Source organism: Ferrovibrio xuzhouensis, assembly GCF_042648965.1.
Lineage (GTDB): Bacteria > Pseudomonadota > Alphaproteobacteria > Ferrovibrionales > Ferrovibrionaceae > Ferrovibrio > Ferrovibrio xuzhouensis.
In genome coordinates, this window is record NZ_JBHRYJ010000002.1 from 638188 (window position 1) to 657756 (window position 19569).

Sequence of the window (19569 nt, forward strand, 5' to 3'; positions counted from 1 at the left end):
TTCGCTTGCCAGTGTGGAAGTCTGCGGATTGCGGCCATTTTGCTGTTTTCCACTCCGCGTCGGCCGGCGGGCTGCCCAAGCGATGGGCAAAGATCAGCCGGCGGTGACCTGTATGGGCGCCGCCAGCGGCACCAGTTCCTCGTCGCCGGCATCGCCGCACATCCACATGACGATGGCGAAGCGGCCGGGCCGCTCCAGCGCCACCATCGGATGATGCCAGGTACCGGCGGCGTAGATGATGCTCTGCTGCGGGGCGGCGCGGAAGGCGACAGCTTTCGCAGGATCGGGCCGGCCATGGCCATCGTCCGGGCAGACGGTGACGAGATAGCCCGCGACATCGAGCGGCAGGAAGGCCTGCGCCGAGAATTCATGGCGCTCGAACAGCTTCAGGGCGCAGGGCAGGGTGCTGCCGTCGACCAGCGTGAAGGACAGGTCGAGCCGTGCCTGCGGCCGGCGGTTTTCGATCAGGTCGCCGGAATAGAGCCGGCCAGCCAGCGCCGCATGGTCGATCACCCGGCCATAGGACGCGAAGGCGGCGGCAGTTAGAGGCTGGGCGGCGAGTTGCATGGGGCGAGGCTAGCAGGCCGCGCCGTCCGCCGTCCACGATCAGGACATCAGGGCAGCAGGCCGGCCAGCAGTTTCGCCACATGGATGGCATCGCGGGCGGCGCCATCGGCGATCTGGTGCCGGCAGCTGGTGCCATCGGCCACCACGATGGCATCGGGGCGCTGGCGGATCGCCGGCAGCAGGGCGGCTTCTGCCATCTGCATCGACACCGCGTAATGCGAAGCCTCGTAGCCGAAACTGCCGGCCATACCGCAGCAGGAGCTTTCGATCAGCTCCGGCGCCGCACCGGGGATCAGCTTCAGCACGTCGATGATCGGCGCGACCGCACCGAAGGCCTTCTGGTGGCAATGACCATGCAGCAGGATCGGCGCCGGCGCCGGCTTGAAGGCGATGGCAAAGCGCTCGGCCTTCGCCTCGCGGGCGAGGAATTCCTCAAACAAAAGCGCCTGTTTCGCCACGACGCCGGCCTTCGGCCCCAGACCCATCACCAGCGCCTCGTCGCGCAGCGTGAGCAGGCAGGAGGGCTCCAGCCCGACAACCGCCACGCCGGCCTCGGCCAATGGCAGCAGGGCGTCGATCAGCGTACCGGCCTTGGCTTTCGCCTCCTCGACCATGCCGCCGGCCAGATAGGTGCGGCCGCAGCAGTAATGGCCGTCATCCTTGGCGACGCTGTGCACGGTATAGCCCGCGGCCTGCAGCACGCGGAGCGCCGCGACGGCATTCTCGCTCTCGAAGGTGCCATTGAAGGTATCGACGAACAGTACGGCCGCCTTGCCGCCGGCTTTTGCTGCCGCGATGGTTTCGTCGCGGCCAGCGAGATTCAAGCTGCCGGTCTGGCGCCAGAAGGTATCGCTGCGCCATTGCGGCAGGCTGCGTTTCGCCGAGAAGCCGAACAGCTTCTCGCTCAGCCATGCCGCACCCGGCAGGGTATCACGCAGGTTCAGCAGCCAGGGCAGCCGGCTGGCGGCCGCCGCATAATCGGGCAGGCGGGCGATCAGGCGGTCCTTCAGCGTATGGCCGTGGCGCGCCTTGTAATGGCTGAGGAACTCGATCTTCATCCGCGCCATGTCGACACCGGTCGGGCAGTCGCGCTTGCAGCCCTTGCAGCCAACGCAGAGATCCATGGTCTCGTACATCCCCGCGCCGGTGAAGGCATCGGGGCCGAGCTGGCCGGACAGTGCGAGGCGCAGGCTGTTGGCACGGCCACGGGTCAGATGCTGCTCGTCGCGGGTGACGCGATAGCTTGGGCACATGGTGCCGGCATCGAACTTGCGGCAATGGCCGTTGTTGTTGCACATCTCGACGGCCTTGGCGAAGCCACCGGTGCTGTCGCCGCCGGTGCCGGGTGCCGTGGTTTCTTCGGTGACCGGATCGTTCTGCACGTCCCAGGCCGACCAGTCGAGGCGGGTCTTCAGGTCGGTGGTTTTGTAGGGCCGCGGCGCTTCCGGCGGCGGGAAGCGGAACAGCGATCCGTCATCCATCTTCGGCGGGTCGATGATCTTGCCGGGATTGAACAGGCCGTCGGGATCGAGCTTCGTCTTGATGGCGCGGAAGGCGTCGTTGAGTTTCGGGCCGAACTGCCACTCGATCCATTCGCCGCGGCACAGGCCGTCGCCATGCTCGCCGCTGTAGGCGCCCTTGTACTTGCGCACCAGGGCGGCGGCCTCCTCGGCGATGGCCCGCATCTTGGCGCTGTCGCCGCGGCGCATGTCGAGAATCGGGCGCACATGCAGGGTGCCGACCGAGGCATGGGCATACCAGGTGCCGCGCGTGCCATGGCGGGCGAAGACCTCGGTCAGCGCATCGGTGTAATCGGCCAGATGCTCCAGCGGCACGGCGCAATCCTCGATGAAGCTGACCGGTTTGCCGTCGCCCTTCAGGCTCATCATGATGTTGAGGCCGGCCTTGCGCACCTCCCACAGGTTCTTCTGCCGCGCGTCGTCGGGCATCTCGACCACGCTGCCCGGCAGGCCGAGATCGCCCATCAGCTCGACCAGCTGCCGCAGCTTGGGCAGCAGCGGCTCTTTCTGTTCGCCGGCGAATTCGACCAGCAGGATGGCGGCCGGCTTGCCGATCAGCGCCGTCTCGATGGTCGGCCGGAAGGCCGGATTGGCGAGGCTCAGCTCGATCATGGTGCGGTCGACCAGCTCGACGGCGGTCGGCCCCAGCTTGACGATATGCTGGGCCGCTTCCATGGCGGCGCGGAAGGTCGGGAAATTGACCACGCCAAGCACCTTGGCGCGCGGTAGTTCGGACAGCCGGAGCGTCAGGGTCTTGGTATAGGCGAGCGTGCCCTCGGCGCCGACCAGCAGATGGGCGAGGTTGACGCTGTTGTCGGCGGTATAGGGCCGTTCGCTTTGGTTATTGAAAATATCCAGATTGTAGCCGGCAACCCGGCGCATCACGCGCGGCCAGTTCGCCTCGATCTCCGGGCGGTGCTGCTCGGCCAGGTCCTGCACGAAGGCGGCGATTTCGGCGCCGCGGGCATCGAGGTCGGGCACCGGGCCGAAATCGACGCTGCTGCCGTCGGCCAGCCAGGCGCTGATGCCCTGCACGTTGTGCACCATGTTGCCATAGGCAATCGAGCGCGAACCGCAGGAGTTGTTGCCGGCCATGCCGCCCAGCGTCGCCTGGGCGCTGGTCGAGACATCGACCGGATACCACAGGCCGTGTTTCTTCAGTTCGGCGTTCAGATGGTCGAGCACCAGGCCCGGTTCGACCACCGCCGTGCGGCCCGCGACGTCCACCGAACGGATGTTGCGGTAATATTTGCTGTTGTCGATCACCAGCGCGGTGCCGGTGGTCTGGCCGCACTGGCTGGTGCCGCCGCCGCGCGGCAGCACCGGAATCTTCATGTCGCGGGCGATGTCGAGCGCGGTGGCGATGTCGCGCTCGCTTTTCGGCACCAGCACGCCGACCGGCATGATCTGGTAGATCGAGGCGTCGGTGGCATAGCGGCCGCGCGACATCGCGTCGAACAGCACGTCGCCTTCCGTCTCGCTGCGCAGGCGCCGCGCCAGCAGTTCGCTCATCTCGTTGGACGGGTTTTTGGCGGACGGCGTGGTGCGGGCGGGGGCGGCGACGGACATGGCGGCTCAGGTCTGGATGGCTGCTGGATAGATTTCGCCGGCACGCATCAGGTCGATGATGGTGTCGCGCTTGCGGATCAGGTGTTCGACGAGGACGGTGCGCAGCGCGGCGGCATCATGGGCGGCGAGCGCCTCGAGCATGCGCTCGTGCTCTTTCATCGCCAGCTGCCACTTGGTCTCGTTCTGGTTGGTGCGAAAGCGCAGCGACTGGACCCGGGCATTGATCGAACGATAGGTGCCGACCAGTACCGGATTGCGTGCGGCATTGTTGATGGCCGAGTGGATCCGGGCGTTCAGCCGGTAATAGCCGGACAGGTCGCGGCGGGTGAAGCAGGCCATCATCTCGTAATGCATGGCCTGGATTTCGGCCAGTTCCTCGTCGGTGACGCGCTGGGCGGCCAGTTCGCCGGACATGCCTTCCAGCATGGCCAGCACCTCGAAGGTATTCATCACATCGGCTTCGGTCAGCCGGACGGCGACGGCGCCGCGGTTGGGCAGCAGGTCGACCAGCCCCTCGGCGGCCAGCAGCTTGATCGCCTCGCGCAGCGGCGTGCGCGACACGCCAAGCTTCTCGCATAATTCGCGCTCGTTCAGCTTGGCGCCGGGCTGGATCATGCCCTCGACCAGCATGGTGCGCAGTCGCGCGGCCACCTGTTCGTGCAGGCCCATCCTGGAAATTTCGATGATCTCAGCCATGACCCGATTCCTGAAACGGAGTGCAAGATGGCCAGTCTTGTACCATTCCCGGTGGTGGCTTTGCCACAGCGCACGGCATGGTCAGCGTCCCTGCCAGCGCGGTTCGCGCTTTTCAACGAAAGACGCGACGCCCTCGCGGAAATCGGCGCTGCCGTAGACCTGGCGGATCAGGTCGTCGTCCGAAGCCTGAGAATCGACGGCCAGCCGGCGCAGGGCTTCCTTGGTCGCCCGCAGGGTGACCGGGGCGAGGCCAGCAATCTGCCGGGCCAGCGCCTCGACATGGCCGTCCAGTTCTTCGGCGCCGACGACCGAGACATAGCCGCGCGGCAGCTCCTCGGCGGCCGGCATCTCGGCCAGCATCAGCATGCGGGTGACCTGGGCGACGCCCAGCGTGGCACAGAGCCGGCGCAGGTTGGCGGCCGACAGGCAGTTGCCGAGGGTGCGGGCAATCGGCACGCCGAAGCGCGCGCCCGGCGTGGCGACACGGATGTCGCAGGCATTGGCCAGTGCCAGCCCGCCGCCGACCGCCCAGCCCTCGACCACGGCGACGGTGGGCATCGGCAGGGCCTGCAACTGGCTGACATAGGCATCGACCTGTTTCTCGTAGGCGATGCCGTCCTCGCCGGAGGTGAAGCTGCGGAACTGGTCGATGGCGGTGCCGGCGATGAAGGCCTTGCCGCCGGCGCCACGCAGCACGGCGACGCGGACAGTGTCACTGGCCGCCAGCGTCCGGCAGGCCTCGGCCAGCTGTTCGTACATCTGCCAGGTCATGGCGTTGCGCGCGGCCGGCCGGTCGAAGGTGACATGGGCAACCGGCCCGTCGAGGACGAGCGTGACCCGGCCGTCTGCTGCCACAGCGCCGCTCATGGCGCGAAGGCGCCTTTCGCCCGCAGATCGGCGGCGGCGGCGGCATCGATGCCGATCTCGTCGAGGATCGCGTCGGTATGCTCGCCCAGCAGCGGCGGATGGCGGCGCACCTGCTGCGGCGTGCCCGACAGCTTCACGGCGAAGCCGATATTGGGCACCGTGCCCTCGACCGGATGGTCGATGTCCATGCGCATCTTGCGATGCTTGCCATGCTCGCTCTCGAAGGCCTCGGGGTAGGTGTACATGGTGCCGGCGGGGATGCCGACCGCCAGCAACAGGTCAACCCATTCATCGGAGGTCCTGGTCACGAAGCTCTTTTCCAGCTCCTCGATCAGTACCGGACGGTTGGCCAGCCGGGCCGGGATGTCGGCGAAGCGGGGGTCATCGACCAGCTCCTGGCGGCCGAGCGTGTCGCAGAGCAGGCGCCAGAGCTTCTGGTTGGTGGCGCCCATGACGAAATAACCATCCTTCGAGCGCACCGCCTGATACGGCGCGCTCATGCGGTTGGCGGTGCCGAGCGGCTCGGGGATCTTACCGGTGCCCCAGTATTCGGACGTGTCCCAGATCGAGAAGGCGAGCGCCGCATCGAACAGCGAAGCGTCGATATACTGGCCGAGGCCGGTATTCTTGCGGCCGATATAGGCGGCGAGGATGGCATAGGTGGCAAACAGGCTGCAGCCGATATCGGCGACTGGCACGCCGGCCTTGACCGGCGGGCCGCCGGGATGGCCGGTCACGCTCATCACTCCCGACATCGCCTGCGCCATCAGGTCGAAACCCGGCCGGCTGGCCCAGGGGCCGCTCTGACCGAAGCCGGAGATGCTGGCGTAGATCAGGGCGGGGTTGATCTTTGCCAGATCCTCGTAGCCGCAGCCCAGCTTCTTCATCACGCCGGGCCGGTAATTCTCGACCAGGATGTCGGCCGTTTTGGCGAGTTTGTGGAGAATCTCACGGCCGGCCGCGCTCTTCAGGTTGAGCGCGATGCTGCGCTTGTTACGGTTCATGTTGAGGAAGCCCATGCTGTCGCTTCCCTTCATCTTGAACCCCATCGCGCCACGGGTCTGGTCGCCCGTGCCCGGCGGCTCGATCTTGATGACGTCGGCGCCCATATCGCCCAGCAGCATGCTGCAATAGGGCCCGGCCATCACCTGGCTGACATCGAGGACGCGGATGCCGGCCAGCGGCAGCGGACGGGTGCTGTCGGCGCCGCCTGTCATCATGCCGCTTTCTTGGCCTGCGCGGCGAGATAATCCATCGCCGCCTGCACGCCGCCCTTCTTGTGCGGCACGCCGGCCAGGCCGAGGCCCATCTCGACGCCGGCCAGCGCGCCGAGGATGGTCAGGTCGTTGGTGTCGCCCAGATGGCCGATGCGGAACACCCGGCCGGCCAGCTTGGTCAGGCCGGTGCCCAGCGAGATGTCGAACTTCTCCAGCGCGATGCGGCGGAAGTCGTCGGCATTCTGGCCTTCGGGCATCAGCACGGCCGTGAGCGACGAGGAATAGTATTTCGGCTCGCGGCAAAGGATTTCGAGGCCCCAGGCGGTGACGGCGCGGCGGGTTGCCTCGGCATGGCGGTCGTGGCGGGCGAAGACATTCTCCAGGCCCTCCTCGTGCAGCATGTCGATGGCTTCGGCGAGGCCGTAGAGCAGGTTGGTGCCGGGCGTATAGGGGAAGAAGCCGTTTTTGTTGTGCGGCAGCATCTCTTCCCACGACCAGAACAGCTTCGGCATCGTCGAGGCCCGGGCAGCGGCCAGCGCCTTCTCCGACAGCGCGTTGAACGACAGGCCCGGCGGCAGCATCAGGCCCTTCTGCGAGCCCGAAACAGTGACATCGACGCCCCATTCGTCATGGCGGTAGTCGATCGAGGCCAGCGACGAGATGGTGTCGACCATCAGCAGGGCCGGGTGGCCGGCGGCATCGATCGCCTTGCGGATCTCGCCGACATGGGTGATGCAGCCGGTCGAGGTTTCGTTATGGACGACGCAGACTGCCTTGATCTCATGGCTCTTGTCGGCGCGCAGGCGGGCCTCGATGGCGGCCGGATCGGTGCCGATGCGCCAGTCGGAAGCGATGAATTCCGGCTGCAGGCCGAGCTTGAGGGCCATGTTCTTCCACAGGGTGGCGAAATGGCCGGTCTCGAACATCAGCACCTTGTCACCGGCGTTGAGCACGTTGACGAGGGCGGCTTCCCAGGCACCGGTGCCCGAGGCGGGATAGATGATGACCGGGCCAGCGCACTTGAAGATGGATTTCATCCCGTCCAGCACCCGGCGGCCGAGTTTCTGGAACTCGGGGCCGCGGTGGTCGATGGTCGGCATATCCATGGCCCGCAGGATGCGGTCCGGGACCGGGGTCGGGCCGGGAATCTGCAGAAAATGGCGACCGGCGATGCGGGCGGCGTTGCTAACCATGGGGTTGTCTCGCTCAGTATGTCAGGACGGGGCGGCCCGGGGCGGCAGGCCCTGAACCATAAAATGAATTATGAATGCAAAATGCAAAATGGTCAATGCAACCGGTCATTGCGGCATCGCTCCGAGGGTCGGGTCGCCGTAGATCCACTGGGCCGGCGCCAGCGCCAGCCAGGGCACGTAGGTGCAGATCATCAGCACGGTAAGCAGCACCACCAGGAAGCCGACATTGGCCTTGGTGGTGCGCCAGATATCTGCCTTGGCCAGTGAACAGGAAGCGATCAGCACCGAGGCGACCGGCGGCGTCTGCTGGCCGATGGCGAGGTTGAGCGTCAGCACCAGGCCGAAATGCACCGGATCGATGCCGACCTGTTGGATCAGCGGCAGCACGATGGGCACCGTCAGGATGATGGCCGCGGCCGAGTGCAGGAACATGCCGAGGATCAGGAACAGCACGTTCAGCAGCAGCAGCACCAGGTAGGGATTGGTGGTCAGCTTGGCGATCCAGGTCGCCAGGGCCTGCGGCAGCTGGCTTTCGGTCATGAAGGTGCCGACCAGCGCCGAGGCCGCCACCAGCAGCATCACCACCGCAGTCTGCAGGGCGCCGTCGACCAGCGCCTTATACAGGGCCCTGACGTTCAGTTCGCGATAGATCACCACCGAGATGAACAGCGCGGCGACCACGGCGAGCGCGGCACCCTCGGTGGCGGTCACAAACCCGCCGAAAATGCCGCCGAGGATGATTACCGGCAGCAGCAGCGCCCAGGCCGCTTCGCGGAAGGCCTTGACCAGCTGGGACCAGCGGAAGCGCTGTTCGACCGGGAAGTCGTATTTCAGCGCGTAGAGATAGCTGGCACCGGCGAGGCCGAGGCCGCCGAGGATGCCGGGCAGGAAGCCGGCGATGAACATCTTCACCACCGAGACCTGCGCCATCACCGCATAGAGAATCATCGGGATCGACGGCGGCAGGATGATGGCAAGGCTCGACGCCGAAGAGGTGACGGCGGCGGAGAATTCCTTGCTGTAGCCGCGGCTTTTCATCGCCGGGATCAGCAGCGAGCCGAGCGCGGCGACACCGGCGACCGCCGAGCCGGAAATCTCGGCGAAGAACATCGAGGCACCGATGGTGACCATGGCAAGTCCGCCGCGGACGAAGCCGAGCATGGCGGTGGCGAGTCCGATCAGGCGGCGCGAGATCGACGAGGAATTCATGATGCCGCCGGCCAGGATGAACAACGGGATCGCCAGCAGCGGGAAGCTGGTGGCGCCATCGAACATCACCAGCGCGGCATTCACCAGCATGTCGGAGCCCTGGATCAGCCAGATAGCGATCACCGCCACCACGCCCAGCGCGATGGCAATCGGCACGTTGAGCAGCACCAGGCCGAACAGGCCGATCAGCATGTATCCGATGGCGCCACTCATCACGAACGCCCTCCCTGCACGGCGGCGGGTTCGATGGTTTCGAGCGCCTCCTTGAGCTCGTGATCCTCGAAGCCGGCGCCGCGGGCGGCAGCCAGAATCTCGGGCAGCCGCAGCAGCTCGGCGATGATGAACAGGATCGCAGAGATCGGGATCACCGACTGCGTCACCTGCAGCGAGACATTGGGCAACGAGACCAGCGTGTCACCCTTCAGGATGTCGAGGACTTCAAAGCCGGTCACCGCCAGCAGGACGAAAAAGCCGATCACCACCGCTTCGCCGAACAGGGCGGCGGCAAGGCGCAGGCCGGGCGGCAGGGCGTTGACGATGCCGGGGAAGCCGATATGCGCGCCGCGCGAGGCGGCCAGCGCGCTGCCGTAATAGGTCAGCCAGCACAGGCCGATCGAGGCGATCTCGTCATACCAGACCAGCGACAGGCCGACGGCGCGGAAGACGAAGCCCATGACGAGGATGATGGTGAGGCCTGCCATCAATGTGGCGGACACGATTTCCAGGATACGATCGTAATAGCGGCGAACGGCTTGCATGATCTTGCTGGTTCCGGAACTGGGGGAGCTTGGGGCAGGCAGGAGATGCATCGCCCGGAGGCGATGGCCGGCGCGGCCTGCACCGCGCCGGCTGTCACGCAACTCTGGAGTTTACGAGTTCTTCGACAGCGCCAGGCACTTGTCGATCAGCTCCTGGCCGGTCGGCACTTCCTTGGCGAATTCGGCATAGACGCCGCGGCTGGCCTTGAGGAAGGCAGCCTTGTCGACGGTGTTCACCTGCATGCCGGCGGCCTTCAGCTTGCCGAGCAGGTCGTCGTCCAGCTTGGCGGCGATCTCGAGTGCCACCGGCTCCATCTCGACCGCGGTATCCTTGACGATCTTCTGCACCTCAGGCGACAGCTTGGTCCAGCTGCGGCCGGCGGTGACGTAGGCCGGCGTGTAGACGTGGCCGCTCATCGACAGGTATTTCTGCACTTCCTGGAAGCGCGACGGATAGATCTGGGCCAGCGGGTTCTCCTGGCCGTCCATCACGCCGGTCTGCAGCGCGACGAAGACTTCCGACAGCGCCATCGGGCTCGGCGTTGCGCCGTAGGCCTGGAACATGCGGACGCGCCACACGCCCTTGGGCACACGCAGCTTGATGCCCTTCAGATCTTCGGGCTCCTTGATCGGGCGCTTGCTGTTGGTGATCTGGCGGAAGCCGTTTTCCCAGACTGCGATGATGTCATAGCCCTGCTTCTGGGCGATCGGGGCAAGGATCGGCTTGATCACGCCGTCGCGGATGCGGGCGGCATGGGCACGGTTCTGCACCAGGTAGGGCATCTCGAACACGCCGAATTCCGGCGCCACCGTGGTCATCACGGTCGACGGCAGGGCGAGGTCGATGGTGCCGAGCTTCAGCTTTTTCAGCATTTCGCTGTCGCCGCCGAGTTGGCTGGAGCCATAAACGACCACCTTGGCCTTGTCGCCGAGCTTGGCATTGGCCCGCTTGGCGAATTCCTGGGCGGTCTGGTCGAACAGCGAGCCGGGCTCGCCGACATGGCCGAACTTGATTTCAACTGACTGGGCGCTGGCTGTGCCGGCGATCAGGGCCGCACCGAGAATGGCGCAGGCAAGCTGGGGCATACGTCCCATGATGTCCTCCTGTTGGTTTCCTCAAACCGAGCCGGTTCACCGGCTTCGGGGCACTGACACCGCCAAGTGAATGGCGGGCAATCCATGTTGTTCAGGGGCGGGACCAGGAAATTTTGTTGCTTCGGTTCCGACCCAATTTGCATTATGAATACAAAAATTTTCGACTTTGGCAAGGCAATATGTCAGACAGGCGGTACTGGCAGAGTCCGCTGCCACCGCAGATCGATACCGCCAAGAAACGGAGTCCGGAGGAAAAATGACCGAACTGACGCTCGCCGCCACGCAGACCCTGATCGCCGCCGCCCTCGACCATGCCGGCAAGGCCGGCCTGAAACCGCTGGCCGTGGCGGTGCTGGACAGCCGCGGGGCGATGAAAGGCTTTGCCGCGCAGGAAGGCACCAGCCTGAAGCGGGGCGAGGTCGCCCACGGCAAGGCCCATGGCGCCTTGGCGCTGGGCATGGGCTCGCGCGCGATCTTCAAGCGCGCCCAAGAGCAGGATTATTTTATTGCCGCGGTCAGCCATGTGGTCGGCGGCGCGCTCGTCCCGGTGCCGGGCGGCGTGCTGATCCGCGACAAGGCCGGCGCTCTGCTGGGTGCCGTAGGGATTTCCGGCGACACCTCGGACAATGACGAGGCCGCCGCCATGGCCGGCATCGCCGCGGCCGGCCTGGTCGGCGATCCGGGCTGAGCCGCCGTGGCCCCGGGGGTCAGAGCCCCCGGATCATGCCGCCATCGACGCGCAGCTTGGCGCCGGTGATATAGCCGGCCCGTGTGCTGGCGAGGAAGGTGACAGCATCGGCGAATTCCTCGGGCCGGCCGTAACGGCCCATCGGGATCGTCGCCTGCGAGGCGCGGGCGACCTCGTCGCGGCTCTTGCCCTGTTTCTCGGCGGCGACCTGGTCGAGCTGGTCGACGCGGTCGGTGTGGATGCGGCCGGGCAGCACCATGTTGACGGTGACGCCGTTGGCGGCGACTTCGCCGGCCAGGGTCTTCGACCAGCCGAGTACCGCCATGCGGATGCCGTTCGACAGGGCGAGGTTCGGGATCGGCTGCTCGACGCCCGACGAGGCGATGGTAATGATGCGGCCCCAGCCGCGCTCCAGCATAGCCGGCAGCAGGCGGCCGTTCAGATGAAAGAGATGACCCGCCATCGCCTCGAACTGTTTGAGCCACAGGTCGAGCGGGGTGCCGGCGGCCGGCCCGGGCGGCGGACCGCCGCTGTTGTTGACCACGATGTCGACGCCGCCATCCTTCAGCAGGGCATCGGCCAGTGCATCGACCGAGGTGCGGTCGGCAAGGTCGAGCCTTGCCGCGCTCAGCCGGGCGGCGACATCGGGACTTTCCTGCGCGATCCAGGCCTGCGTATCTGCTTCGCTGCGCGCGGCGGCAACCACGCTGGCGCCTTCGCGGGCGAGGCTGCGGGCGGTGGCGGCGCCAAGGCCGCGGCTGGCGCCGAGCACCAGGGCGTGTTTGCCGGAAAGGCCGAGATCCATCAGCCGATCTCCTTCAGGCGCAGCTCCTGCCGCGCGATCATGCGCTCGACCTCGTCGATATCGGCGGCGGTCAGCTTGGGCGCCGGCTTGCGCAGCGCCGCGCTGGCGATGGCGCCACGCTTCTGCAATACGTATTTGCGGATGGCGAGGCCTGGACCGGGCTGCTGTTCATAGCGCGCCAGCGGTAGATAGGCATCGAAGATGTCGCGCGCGCGGTCCCGCTGGCCGGCCCTGTAGGCATTGACCACGCCGACCATCATCTCGGGATAGGCGAAGCCGGTCATCGCGCCATCGGCACCGCGCTCCATCTCCTCGGGCAGGAACAGGCCGCCGTTGCCGACCAGGATGCTGATGCGGCGCAGTTCGTCGCGGCTCATCATGTCGCGCAGGGCGCTCAGCTTGGACAGGCCGGGCCAGTCCTCGTGCTTCAGCATCACGCAGGAGGGCAGGGTCCTGACGATCTTCGCAATCACCGAGGGCGCCATCACCACATTGGTCGATTGCGGAAAGTCCTGCAGCACGAAGGGCGTGCCGAGACCGATCGTCTCGACCACATTGCCGTAGTAGGCGACGATCTGGTCGTCGGTCTTCAGCGTGCCGGGCGGCGCCACCATGACGCCGGCGGCGCCGGCATCCATCACGGCGGACGACAGTTCGCTCATCGAGGCAAAGCCGGGGCTGGAGACTCCGACCACGACCGGCACACGGCCGTCGAGCCGGTTGAGCACGCGCTTCACGAAGCTGCGCGACTCTGCAAGCGTCAGTTTCGGCGCCTCGCCCATCATGCCGAGGATGGTGAAGCCGGTGACGCCGCGCTCGAGATAGAAATCGACCATGCGGTCGGTGCTGTCGAGATCCAGCGCGCCGCTGTCGGTGAAGGGGGTGACGGCGATGATATACACGCCGGCGGCGGTTTCATCGAGCTTGGCCATGACAGGTCTCCTGAAGGCGGACGGTCAGTTTGCGAGCAGCTTGCCCGGATTGAGGATATTGCGGCTGTCGAACAGCCGTTTGATCTCGATCATCATCTGCATCGCCACGGCGGGTTTGTAGCGCGGCAGTTCGTCGCGGCGCAGCTGGCCGACGCCATGTTCGGCGCTGATGCTGCCGCGGTAGCGTTCGACCAGATCGTGGACGACGGTGTTCAGCCGGCCGGTCAGGCCGAGGAACTCGTCTTCGGTCATCTGCGGCGCGCGCTGCAGGTTGTAATGCAGGTTGCCGTCGCCGAGATGGCCGAACACCAGGAAACGCAGGCCCGGCACGGTGACCTCGACGGCGGTCTCGCAGTCGCGCATGAAATCCGCCAGGCGGCCGATCGGCAGGGCAATGTCGTGCTTGATGGTCTTGCCAGCGCGCACCTGCGCCTCCGAGATGCCCTCGCGGATGCGCCATAGTGCTTTTGCCTGTTCACCTGACTGGGCGATCACCGCATCGGTCGCCTCGCCGACGGCCAGTGCATCGCCGAGCACGGTTTCCAGCAGGTCGGTCACTCCGGTTGCCGCGTCGGCATCGGACAGCTCGGTCAGCACGATGGCTGGCGGCAGCTCGGCAAAGGGCACCGCTACGCCCGGCAGATGCGACTGCACGAGATCGAGGCAGCTGCGGGTCATGAATTCAAAGGCGGTCAGCCGGTCGCCGGCGCGACCGACCAGGCGGGCGAACAGGGCCAGCGCCGCCTGCCCATCGGGCAGCGCGACCATGGCAGTGGCGCGCGCCGCCGGTGGCGCATACAGCTTGATGACGGCGGCAGTGATCACGCCGAGCGTGCCTTCCGATCCGATGAACAGGTCGCGCAGGTCGTAGCCGGTATTGTCCTTGCGCAAGGCTTGCAGGCCGTCCCAGATGCGGCCGTCGGCCAGCACGACCTCAAGGCCGAGCGCCAGCTCGCGGGCATTGCCATAGCGCAGCACCGCGATGCCGCCGGCATTGGTGGCGAGATTGCCGCCGATGGTGCAGCTGCCCTCGGCGCCGAGGCTGAGCGGAAAGAAGCGGCCGGCCTCACGGGCCGCCGCCTGCACATTGGCGAGGATACAGCCGGCCTCGACCGTCATGGTGTTGCCGACCGGGTCGATTTCGCGGATGCGATCAAGCCGGCCGAGGCTGAGGATGATCTGCCGGCCGCTGTCGTCGGGCGTGGCACCGCCGGCCATGCCGGTATTGCCGCCCTGCGGCACCACGGTAACCCCGGCCTCGTTGCAGCAGGTCAATACGGCCGAGACCTCGGCGGTACTGCCCGGCTGCACCACGGCGAGCGCGCGGCCGTGATACTTCTTCATCCAGTCGACCACGTAAGGCGCCTGCTGGTCTGCCTCGGTCAGCAGGTGGGCGCTGCCGACAATGGTGGCCAGCCGGGGAAGCAGACCGGCGGCGGTCATTTGCCGCGGGCCTTCCAGTCGGCCAGGGGAATCAGCGGCGCCTCGAAGCGGTCGCGGGTGCGGGTATACCAGGCGGCGCCATGCATGCGGCCGACAAGGTCGAGGACATCGGCGTCGACATGCAGCTTGTCGTCGATGGCCTCGTCACGGATATGCAGGTGCAGGATCTCGCCCATGACGATGGAACGGTCAAACGGCAGGTCCATGATGCTGTAGGTGCGGCATTCGAAGCTGACCGGCGCTTCGGCGATGCGTGGTACGGCAATCTGCTGCGAAGGCAGAGTGGTCAGGCCGGCTTCGGTCACCTCGCTTTCGCCCTCGGGGAAGGCGATGGCGCAGACCACCATCGGGTCGACCATGGCATGGCTGACCAGGTTGACGACGAATTCCCCACTGCGGCGGATATTCTCGCCGGTGTCCTTGTGTGGCTGGCCGTCATCACGCTTGTTGCCCTCGATACCCAGCACCAGCAGGGGCGGCGCGTTGCTGAAGACATTGAAGAAGCTGAACGGTGCGGCATTGACCGTGCCATTGGCCGAAAGCGTCGAGACCAGCGCGATCGGGCGCGGCATCACGGTGCTGACCAGCAGCTTGTAGATGCGGTCCGGCGGCAGGTCGGCAGCGGCAATATCCACGATGCGCAGCCTTACCAGCCGAGGCGGACACGACCGAGCGCCATGGTGGTGGCGGCCTGGGTCGGCTCGACCACCGGGATGCCCAGCGCCTGCTCAAGATGATCGCGATAGGCGGCCATGCCGGCGCAGCCCATCACCAGCACATGGGCCTGACGCTCGTCGCGCAGGCGTCGGCCGGTTTCGAGCATGCGGCTGAGCGTACGGTCGCGGTCGGCCAGTTCGGCGACGCTGAGGCCCACCGCCATTTCGCCGGCGAAACGGTCCGTCATGCCCATGGCCCCCCACAGCCGCAGATGCCGGGGAATCGAAGTATCGAGGATGGCGATCACCCCGAAGCTCTGGCCGAGCGTCAGCGCCGTCAGTATGCCGCATTCGGCAATGCCGAGCACCGGCTGCTTCACGCTCTCGCGCACCAGGTGCATGCCGGGATCGCTGAAACAGGCAATGACAAAGGCGCCGGCTTCGGCTTCCAGCGTCTGCGCCAGCTTCGCCAGCGGCAGGGTGACGGATTCCACATCCGCCTGGGTCTGCACGCCGAGCGGCCCCTCTTTCAGGGTCAGGCTTTTGATCTCCGGGCCGCCGGGTATGCGCAGGGGCTCCAGCGCCGCATCGATCCCGGCGGTGACGGCTTCGTTGGAATTCGGATTGATCACGAAGATGGTGGAGGCCATGGCCAGGGTTCCCGGACGGTGTCGCAGCAGCAGCGGATCCCAGTCTATGTCAGGCCACGACGAAAGTGTGTGGCATGGTCCTTGCTCATTTGTCGGGCACCCTTAACGCGATGTTATGGATAGAATGGTTTTCGGCGGCCAAGGCAATGGCCGTCCCCGCAGCCCGATGGAGAACCCATGTCATTGAATCTTCGCCAGATCGAGGTCTTCCGAGCGGTGATGAGCACGGGTTCGATCAGCGGCGCCTCGAAGGTGCTGCATGTCTCGCAGCCGGCGGTCAGCCGCCTGCTGTCCTACACCGAGACCCGGGTCGGTTTTCCGCTGTTCGAACGCATCAAGGGGCGGCTGTATGCAACCCCTGAGGCGAAGCGCCTGTTCCGCGAGGTCGATCATGTCTACCTCGGCGTGCAGCGGGTCAACGAGGTGGCGCATTCGCTTGCCGAGCGGCGCCAGGGCGTGCTGCATATCGTATCCAGCCCAAGTATTGGCCATGTGCTGATTCCGCAGGCAATTGCCGCGCTCTGCGAGCAGTATACGGATGCCCGGGTCACCTTCAATTTCCTCAACTATGCGCCGCTGCAGGACCGGCTGCTCAACCACCAGGCCGATATCGGGGTGATCAGCACGCCGATCGACCACCCCAACCTGGAGACCAAGCCGCTCGGCCAGAGTCCGGTCTGCTGTATCTGTCCGGACGACCATCCGCTGGCCCGGGCAGCCATGCTGCGGCTGGAGGACCTGCGGCCCTGGCCGCTGATCGGCTATGACCGCGAAACGCCCTATGGCCGCATGCTGGCGCAGATGTATCACCAGGCCGGCGAGACGCTGCGGCCGACCATCGAAGTCGGTTCGCCGCAGAGCGCCTGTGCGCTGGCCCAGGCCGGCGCCGGCATTGCGCTGGTCGATGAGTTCACCCTGCACAACTGGCCGAACGGACATCTGGTGACGCGCCCGGTGGCCGATGCGCCGGTGCTGACCGCGAATCTCGCCTTCCTGCGCTTCGAGCCGATGTCGCAGCTTGCCCAGTCCTTCGTCGCGATCCTGCGCAAGCTGATGGCGGTGAACGGCTTTTCGCTGCTCGACGAGGCCCCGGCGACGGTTCTGCGGCACTGACGCGCGGCCGGGCATCCCATAACGCCGTGTTATGGGGGGGCGACAAACCGGCAAGCGACATTCTGGTGCTGCATTGCGACAATTCCCCGTCCCGGCGGTGATCCGCAGCCATTTTTCCAGTGTTGAGTGAGGCCATGGGAGATTTCGACCTGGTGGTGCGCAACGGCCGCATCGCCACCGCAAGCGACGTGTTCGATGCCGATGTCGGCATCCGCGACGGCGTGATCGCCGCGCTCGGGCCCGGGCTCGGCGCCGGCAGGCGAGAGATCGACGCGGCCGGCCGCTGGGTGCTGCCCGGCGGCATCGACAGCCACTGCCATGTCGAGCAGCTGTCGGGCATGGGACTGATGTGCGCCGACGACTTCTATTCGGCAACCGTCTCGGCTGCCTTCGGCGGCACCACCACGATCATCCCCTTCGCGGCCCAGCACCGCGAGATGAAGATTCCCGAGGTGGTGGCCGATTACGCACAGCGCGCCCGCGAGAAGGCGGTGATCGACTACGGCTTTCACCTGATCCTCGCCAATCCGGACGATGCGTCGCTGAATAGCGACCTGCCGCAGGCGATCCGCGACGGCATCACCTCGCTCAAGGTCTACATGACCTATGACCGGATGAAGCTGAACGACCACCAGCTGCTCGACGTGCTGGCGGTGGCGGCGCGCGAGCAGGCGCTGGTCATGGTGCATGCCGAAAACAACGACATGATCGCCTGGCTGGCCCACCGCCTGCTGCAGCAGGGCCATACCGCGCCGAAATTCCATGCCGTCGCCCATGATCCGCTGGCCGAGAGCGAGGCGACCAACCGTGCCATCGCGCTGTCGCGCCTGCTTGGTGTGCCATTGCTGATCGTGCATGTCTCGGGCAGCGAGGCGATCGCCACCATCCGCAACGCCAAGGCGCGCGGCGCCGCCGTCTATGCCGAAAGCTGCCCGCAATACCTGTTCCTGACGGCGGAAGATCTCGACCGCGCCGGCATGGACGGCGCCATGTTCTGCTGTTCGCCGCCGCCGCGCGATGCCGAATCGCAGGAAGCCGTCTGGCAGGGCCTGCGCGACGGCACCCTGCTGACCTATTCGTCGGATCATGCGCCCTATCGTTTCGACGGTACCGGCAAGCTGCCCAAGGGCGATGCCACCACCTTCAAGGAGATGGCGAACGGCGTGCCGGGCCTGGAACTGCGGCTGCCGCTGCTGTTCTCCGAAGGCTTCATGGCTGGTCGCATCACCATCCAGGAATTCGTGGCACTCACGGCCACCAATCACGCCGCGATGTACGGCCTCAGCGGTCGCAAGGGCACCATCGCCGTCGGCGCCGATGCCGATCTGGCGCTGTGGAATCCGGACCGCGAGGTCACCGTCACCACCGGCATGCTGCACGACAATGTCGGCTATACGCCCTACGAGGGCCGCAGGCTGCGCGGCTGGCCGGAGGTCGTGCTCAGCCGCGGCCGTGTCGTGGTCGAGAACAACACCCTGCAGGTGGAGCGCGGCTCGGGGCAGTTCCTGAAGCGCGGCCCGTCGGACATGCTGGCCAACCCGACCGGCCTGTCGGCGGCGGCTGCCCGAAAAATCCTGCGCACCCTGATTGGTATGGAGAAGCCGGCATGAGCGGCCTGAAGCGTCCCCTTGGTCTCGCCGTCGCCCAGCTCGGCCCGATCCATCTCGCCGATACCCGCGCCGCTGTCGTCAAACGCCTGATCGCCCTGCTGCGCGAGGCGCACAGCCGTGGTGCCCGGCTGGTGGTTTTCCCTGAACTCGCGCTGACCACCTTCTTCCCGCGCTACTGGATGGAGGATGATGAGGCGATTGCACGCTTCTTCGAGCTCAGCATGCCGGGCCCGGAGACGCAGCCCTTGTTCGACCTCGCCCGCGAACTCGGCATCGGCTTCTACCTCGGCTATGCCGAACTGACCGGTGACGGCCGCCGTTTCAATACCTCGGTGCTGGTCGACGAGGCGGGCGGCATCGTCGGCCGTTACCGCAAGATCCATCTGCCGGGCCATGCCGACCACAAGCCGCAGGCGCCGTTCCAGCATCTCGAGAAGAAGTATTTCGAGGTCGGTAACGAGGGCTTCAGTGTCTGGCCGACCATGGATACCAAGATTGGCATGTGCATCTGCAACGACCGGCGCTGGCCCGAGGCCTTCCGCGTCATGGGTCTGCAGAGCGCCGAGATCGTCGCGTTGGGCTACAACACGCCGAGCCACAACATCCACTGGAACGAGCCGACCCATCTGCGCATGTTCCACCACCTGCTGTCGCTGCAGGCGAATGCCTACCAGAATGCGCTGTGGATTGCGGCGGCGGCGAAATGCGGTGCCGAGGACGGCTTCCACATGTTCGGCGGTTCGGCCATCGTCGCGCCGACCGGCGAGATCGTTGCCCAGGCCCAGGGCGAGGACGACGAGGTGATCTTCGTCAACGCCGACCTGGCGCTTGGCGACAGCTTTCGCCAGAACGTTTTCAATTTCATCAAGCACCGCCGGCCCGAACATTACCGGCTGATCGTCGACCGGGTGGGCGCCGGCGAACCGCTGGCCGCGGGGGAACTGGCCAAACTGGCTTCAACATTCCAGCAGGAGGGGTAAC

18 protein-coding genes are annotated in these 19569 nt (G+C 66.2%); 4 read left to right on the forward strand and 14 right to left on the reverse strand.

Features of this window, described 5'->3' with window-relative positions; all coding sequences use genetic code 11:
- Positions 1–93: 93 nt before the first annotated feature.
- The 9 genes from ACFOOQ_RS13185 to ACFOOQ_RS13225 form a co-directional block, all read right to left on the reverse strand.
- The gene (locus ACFOOQ_RS13185) at positions 94–567 is read right to left on the reverse strand and encodes an ureidoglycolate lyase (RefSeq protein WP_379727255.1); all 474 of its coding nucleotides are present in this window, start codon (positions 565–567) and stop codon (positions 94–96) included.
- Between the two features lie 47 nt (positions 568–614).
- Positions 615–3656: an FAD-binding and (Fe-S)-binding domain-containing protein gene (locus ACFOOQ_RS13190; RefSeq protein WP_379727257.1), complete on the reverse strand. Its 3042-nt coding sequence runs from the start codon at positions 3654–3656 to the stop codon at positions 615–617.
- Positions 3657–3662: 6 nt separating this feature from the next.
- Positions 3663–4352 carry a GntR family transcriptional regulator gene (locus ACFOOQ_RS13195; protein WP_379727260.1) on the reverse strand — a complete coding sequence of 230 codons (690 nt, stop codon included), beginning with the start codon at positions 4350–4352 and terminating at the stop codon, positions 3663–3665.
- A gap of 81 nt (positions 4353–4433) precedes the next feature.
- Entirely contained in the window at positions 4434–5219 is a 786-nt protein-coding gene (locus ACFOOQ_RS13200; RefSeq protein ID WP_379727263.1) for an enoyl-CoA hydratase/isomerase family protein, read from the reverse strand.
- Entirely contained in the window at positions 5216–6439 is a 1224-nt protein-coding gene (locus ACFOOQ_RS13205) for a CaiB/BaiF CoA transferase family protein (RefSeq protein ID WP_379727266.1), read from the reverse strand. Before ACFOOQ_RS13205 ends, ACFOOQ_RS13200 begins: the two co-directional genes overlap by 4 nt.
- Entirely contained in the window at positions 6436–7629 is a 1194-nt protein-coding gene (locus tag ACFOOQ_RS13210; protein ID WP_379727269.1) for a pyridoxal-phosphate-dependent aminotransferase family protein, read from the reverse strand. Before ACFOOQ_RS13210 ends, ACFOOQ_RS13205 begins: the two co-directional genes overlap by 4 nt.
- Positions 7630–7734: 105 nt before the next feature.
- Complete coding sequence (locus ACFOOQ_RS13215) at positions 7735–9051, reverse strand: TRAP transporter large permease (RefSeq protein ID WP_379727272.1); 1317 nt, start codon at positions 9049–9051, stop codon at positions 7735–7737.
- Positions 9051–9596, reverse strand: a complete 546-nt coding sequence (locus tag ACFOOQ_RS13220) for a TRAP transporter small permease (protein ID WP_379727275.1) — start codon at positions 9594–9596, stop codon at positions 9051–9053. The genes ACFOOQ_RS13215 and ACFOOQ_RS13220 overlap by 1 nt, the downstream gene beginning before the upstream one ends.
- Positions 9597–9707: 111 nt before the next feature.
- Positions 9708–10691: a TRAP transporter substrate-binding protein gene (locus ACFOOQ_RS13225; protein WP_379727278.1), complete on the reverse strand. Its 984-nt coding sequence runs from the start codon at positions 10689–10691 to the stop codon at positions 9708–9710.
- Between the two features lie 256 nt (positions 10692–10947).
- Here ACFOOQ_RS13225 and ACFOOQ_RS13230 point away from each other — a divergent pair, with 256 nt between their 5' ends.
- Positions 10948–11379: a GlcG/HbpS family heme-binding protein gene (locus tag ACFOOQ_RS13230; protein ID WP_379727281.1), complete on the forward strand. Its 432-nt coding sequence runs from the start codon at positions 10948–10950 to the stop codon at positions 11377–11379.
- A gap of 19 nt (positions 11380–11398) precedes the next feature.
- Here the strand turns inward: ACFOOQ_RS13230 and ACFOOQ_RS13235 are convergent, their stop codons facing one another.
- From ACFOOQ_RS13235 to ACFOOQ_RS13255, 5 genes are read right to left on the reverse strand one after another with little or no spacing between them, the layout of a single operon-like run.
- A complete protein-coding gene (locus tag ACFOOQ_RS13235; protein ID WP_379727283.1) occupies positions 11399–12184 on the reverse strand; it encodes an SDR family oxidoreductase in 786 nt (261 codons plus the stop codon).
- The gene (locus ACFOOQ_RS13240) at positions 12184–13116 is read right to left on the reverse strand and encodes a dihydrodipicolinate synthase family protein (protein ID WP_379727286.1); all 933 of its coding nucleotides are present in this window, start codon (positions 13114–13116) and stop codon (positions 12184–12186) included. The genes ACFOOQ_RS13235 and ACFOOQ_RS13240 overlap by 1 nt, the downstream gene beginning before the upstream one ends.
- A gap of 24 nt (positions 13117–13140) precedes the next feature.
- A complete protein-coding gene (locus ACFOOQ_RS13245) occupies positions 13141–14559 on the reverse strand; it encodes an FAD-binding oxidoreductase (RefSeq protein ID WP_379727289.1) in 1419 nt (472 codons plus the stop codon).
- Complete coding sequence (locus ACFOOQ_RS13250; RefSeq protein ID WP_379727293.1) at positions 14556–15194, reverse strand: flavin reductase family protein; 639 nt, start codon at positions 15192–15194, stop codon at positions 14556–14558. Before ACFOOQ_RS13250 ends, ACFOOQ_RS13245 begins: the two co-directional genes overlap by 4 nt.
- 11 nt (positions 15195–15205) lie before the next feature.
- Positions 15206–15865: an aspartate/glutamate racemase family protein gene (locus tag ACFOOQ_RS13255; protein WP_379727296.1), complete on the reverse strand. Its 660-nt coding sequence runs from the start codon at positions 15863–15865 to the stop codon at positions 15206–15208.
- Between the two features lie 177 nt (positions 15866–16042).
- Between ACFOOQ_RS13255 and ACFOOQ_RS13260 the strand changes: the two genes are divergently transcribed.
- The 3 genes from ACFOOQ_RS13260 to ACFOOQ_RS13270 all read left to right on the forward strand — a co-directional run bounded on the left by ACFOOQ_RS13260 (position 16043) and on the right by ACFOOQ_RS13270 (position 19568).
- Positions 16043–16978 (forward strand): LysR substrate-binding domain-containing protein, encoded by a 936-nt coding sequence (locus tag ACFOOQ_RS13260; RefSeq protein WP_379727299.1) that lies wholly within the window; start codon positions 16043–16045, stop codon positions 16976–16978.
- A gap of 134 nt (positions 16979–17112) precedes the next feature.
- Positions 17113–18588 (forward strand): dihydropyrimidinase, encoded by a 1476-nt coding sequence (gene hydA / locus ACFOOQ_RS13265; RefSeq protein ID WP_379727302.1) that lies wholly within the window; start codon positions 17113–17115, stop codon positions 18586–18588.
- Positions 18585–19568: an N-carbamoyl-D-amino-acid hydrolase gene (locus tag ACFOOQ_RS13270; protein ID WP_379727305.1), complete on the forward strand. Its 984-nt coding sequence runs from the start codon at positions 18585–18587 to the stop codon at positions 19566–19568. Before hydA ends, ACFOOQ_RS13270 begins: the two co-directional genes overlap by 4 nt.
- Position 19569: the final 1 nt, after the last annotated feature.

Excerpts from the sequence above, each read along its gene's own strand:
- ACFOOQ_RS13245 (WP_379727289.1), bottom strand. The coding sequence starts at position 14,559 with ATGACCGCCGCCGGTCTGCTTCCCCGGCTGGCCACCATTGTCGGCAGC.
- ACFOOQ_RS13210 (WP_379727269.1), bottom strand. The coding sequence starts at position 7,629 with ATGGTTAGCAACGCCGCCCGCATCGCCGGTCGCCATTTTCTGCAGATT.
- ACFOOQ_RS13185 (WP_379727255.1), bottom strand. The coding sequence starts at position 567 with ATGCAACTCGCCGCCCAGCCTCTAACTGCCGCCGCCTTCGCGTCCTAT.
- ACFOOQ_RS13190 (WP_379727257.1), bottom strand. The coding sequence starts at position 3,656 with ATGTCCGTCGCCGCCCCCGCCCGCACCACGCCGTCCGCCAAAAACCCG.
- ACFOOQ_RS13270 (WP_379727305.1), top strand. The coding sequence starts at position 18,585 with ATGAGCGGCCTGAAGCGTCCCCTTGGTCTCGCCGTCGCCCAGCTCGGC.
- ACFOOQ_RS13225 (WP_379727278.1), bottom strand. The coding sequence starts at position 10,691 with ATGGGACGTATGCCCCAGCTTGCCTGCGCCATTCTCGGTGCGGCCCTG.
- ACFOOQ_RS13200 (WP_379727263.1), bottom strand. The coding sequence starts at position 5,219 with ATGAGCGGCGCTGTGGCAGCAGACGGCCGGGTCACGCTCGTCCTCGAC.
- ACFOOQ_RS13260 (WP_379727299.1), top strand. The coding sequence starts at position 16,043 with ATGTCATTGAATCTTCGCCAGATCGAGGTCTTCCGAGCGGTGATGAGC.
- ACFOOQ_RS13240 (WP_379727286.1), bottom strand. The coding sequence starts at position 13,116 with ATGGCCAAGCTCGATGAAACCGCCGCCGGCGTGTATATCATCGCCGTC.
- ACFOOQ_RS13195 (WP_379727260.1), bottom strand. The coding sequence starts at position 4,352 with ATGGCTGAGATCATCGAAATTTCCAGGATGGGCCTGCACGAACAGGTG.
- hydA (WP_379727302.1), top strand. The coding sequence starts at position 17,113 with ATGGGAGATTTCGACCTGGTGGTGCGCAACGGCCGCATCGCCACCGCA.
- ACFOOQ_RS13230 (WP_379727281.1), top strand. The coding sequence starts at position 10,948 with ATGACCGAACTGACGCTCGCCGCCACGCAGACCCTGATCGCCGCCGCC.
- ACFOOQ_RS13215 (WP_379727272.1), bottom strand. The coding sequence starts at position 9,051 with ATGAGTGGCGCCATCGGATACATGCTGATCGGCCTGTTCGGCCTGGTG.
- ACFOOQ_RS13205 (WP_379727266.1), bottom strand. The coding sequence starts at position 6,439 with ATGATGACAGGCGGCGCCGACAGCACCCGTCCGCTGCCGCTGGCCGGC.
- ACFOOQ_RS13255 (WP_379727296.1), bottom strand. The coding sequence starts at position 15,865 with ATGGCCTCCACCATCTTCGTGATCAATCCGAATTCCAACGAAGCCGTC.
- ACFOOQ_RS13220 (WP_379727275.1), bottom strand. The coding sequence starts at position 9,596 with ATGCAAGCCGTTCGCCGCTATTACGATCGTATCCTGGAAATCGTGTCC.
- ACFOOQ_RS13235 (WP_379727283.1), bottom strand. The coding sequence starts at position 12,184 with ATGGATCTCGGCCTTTCCGGCAAACACGCCCTGGTGCTCGGCGCCAGC.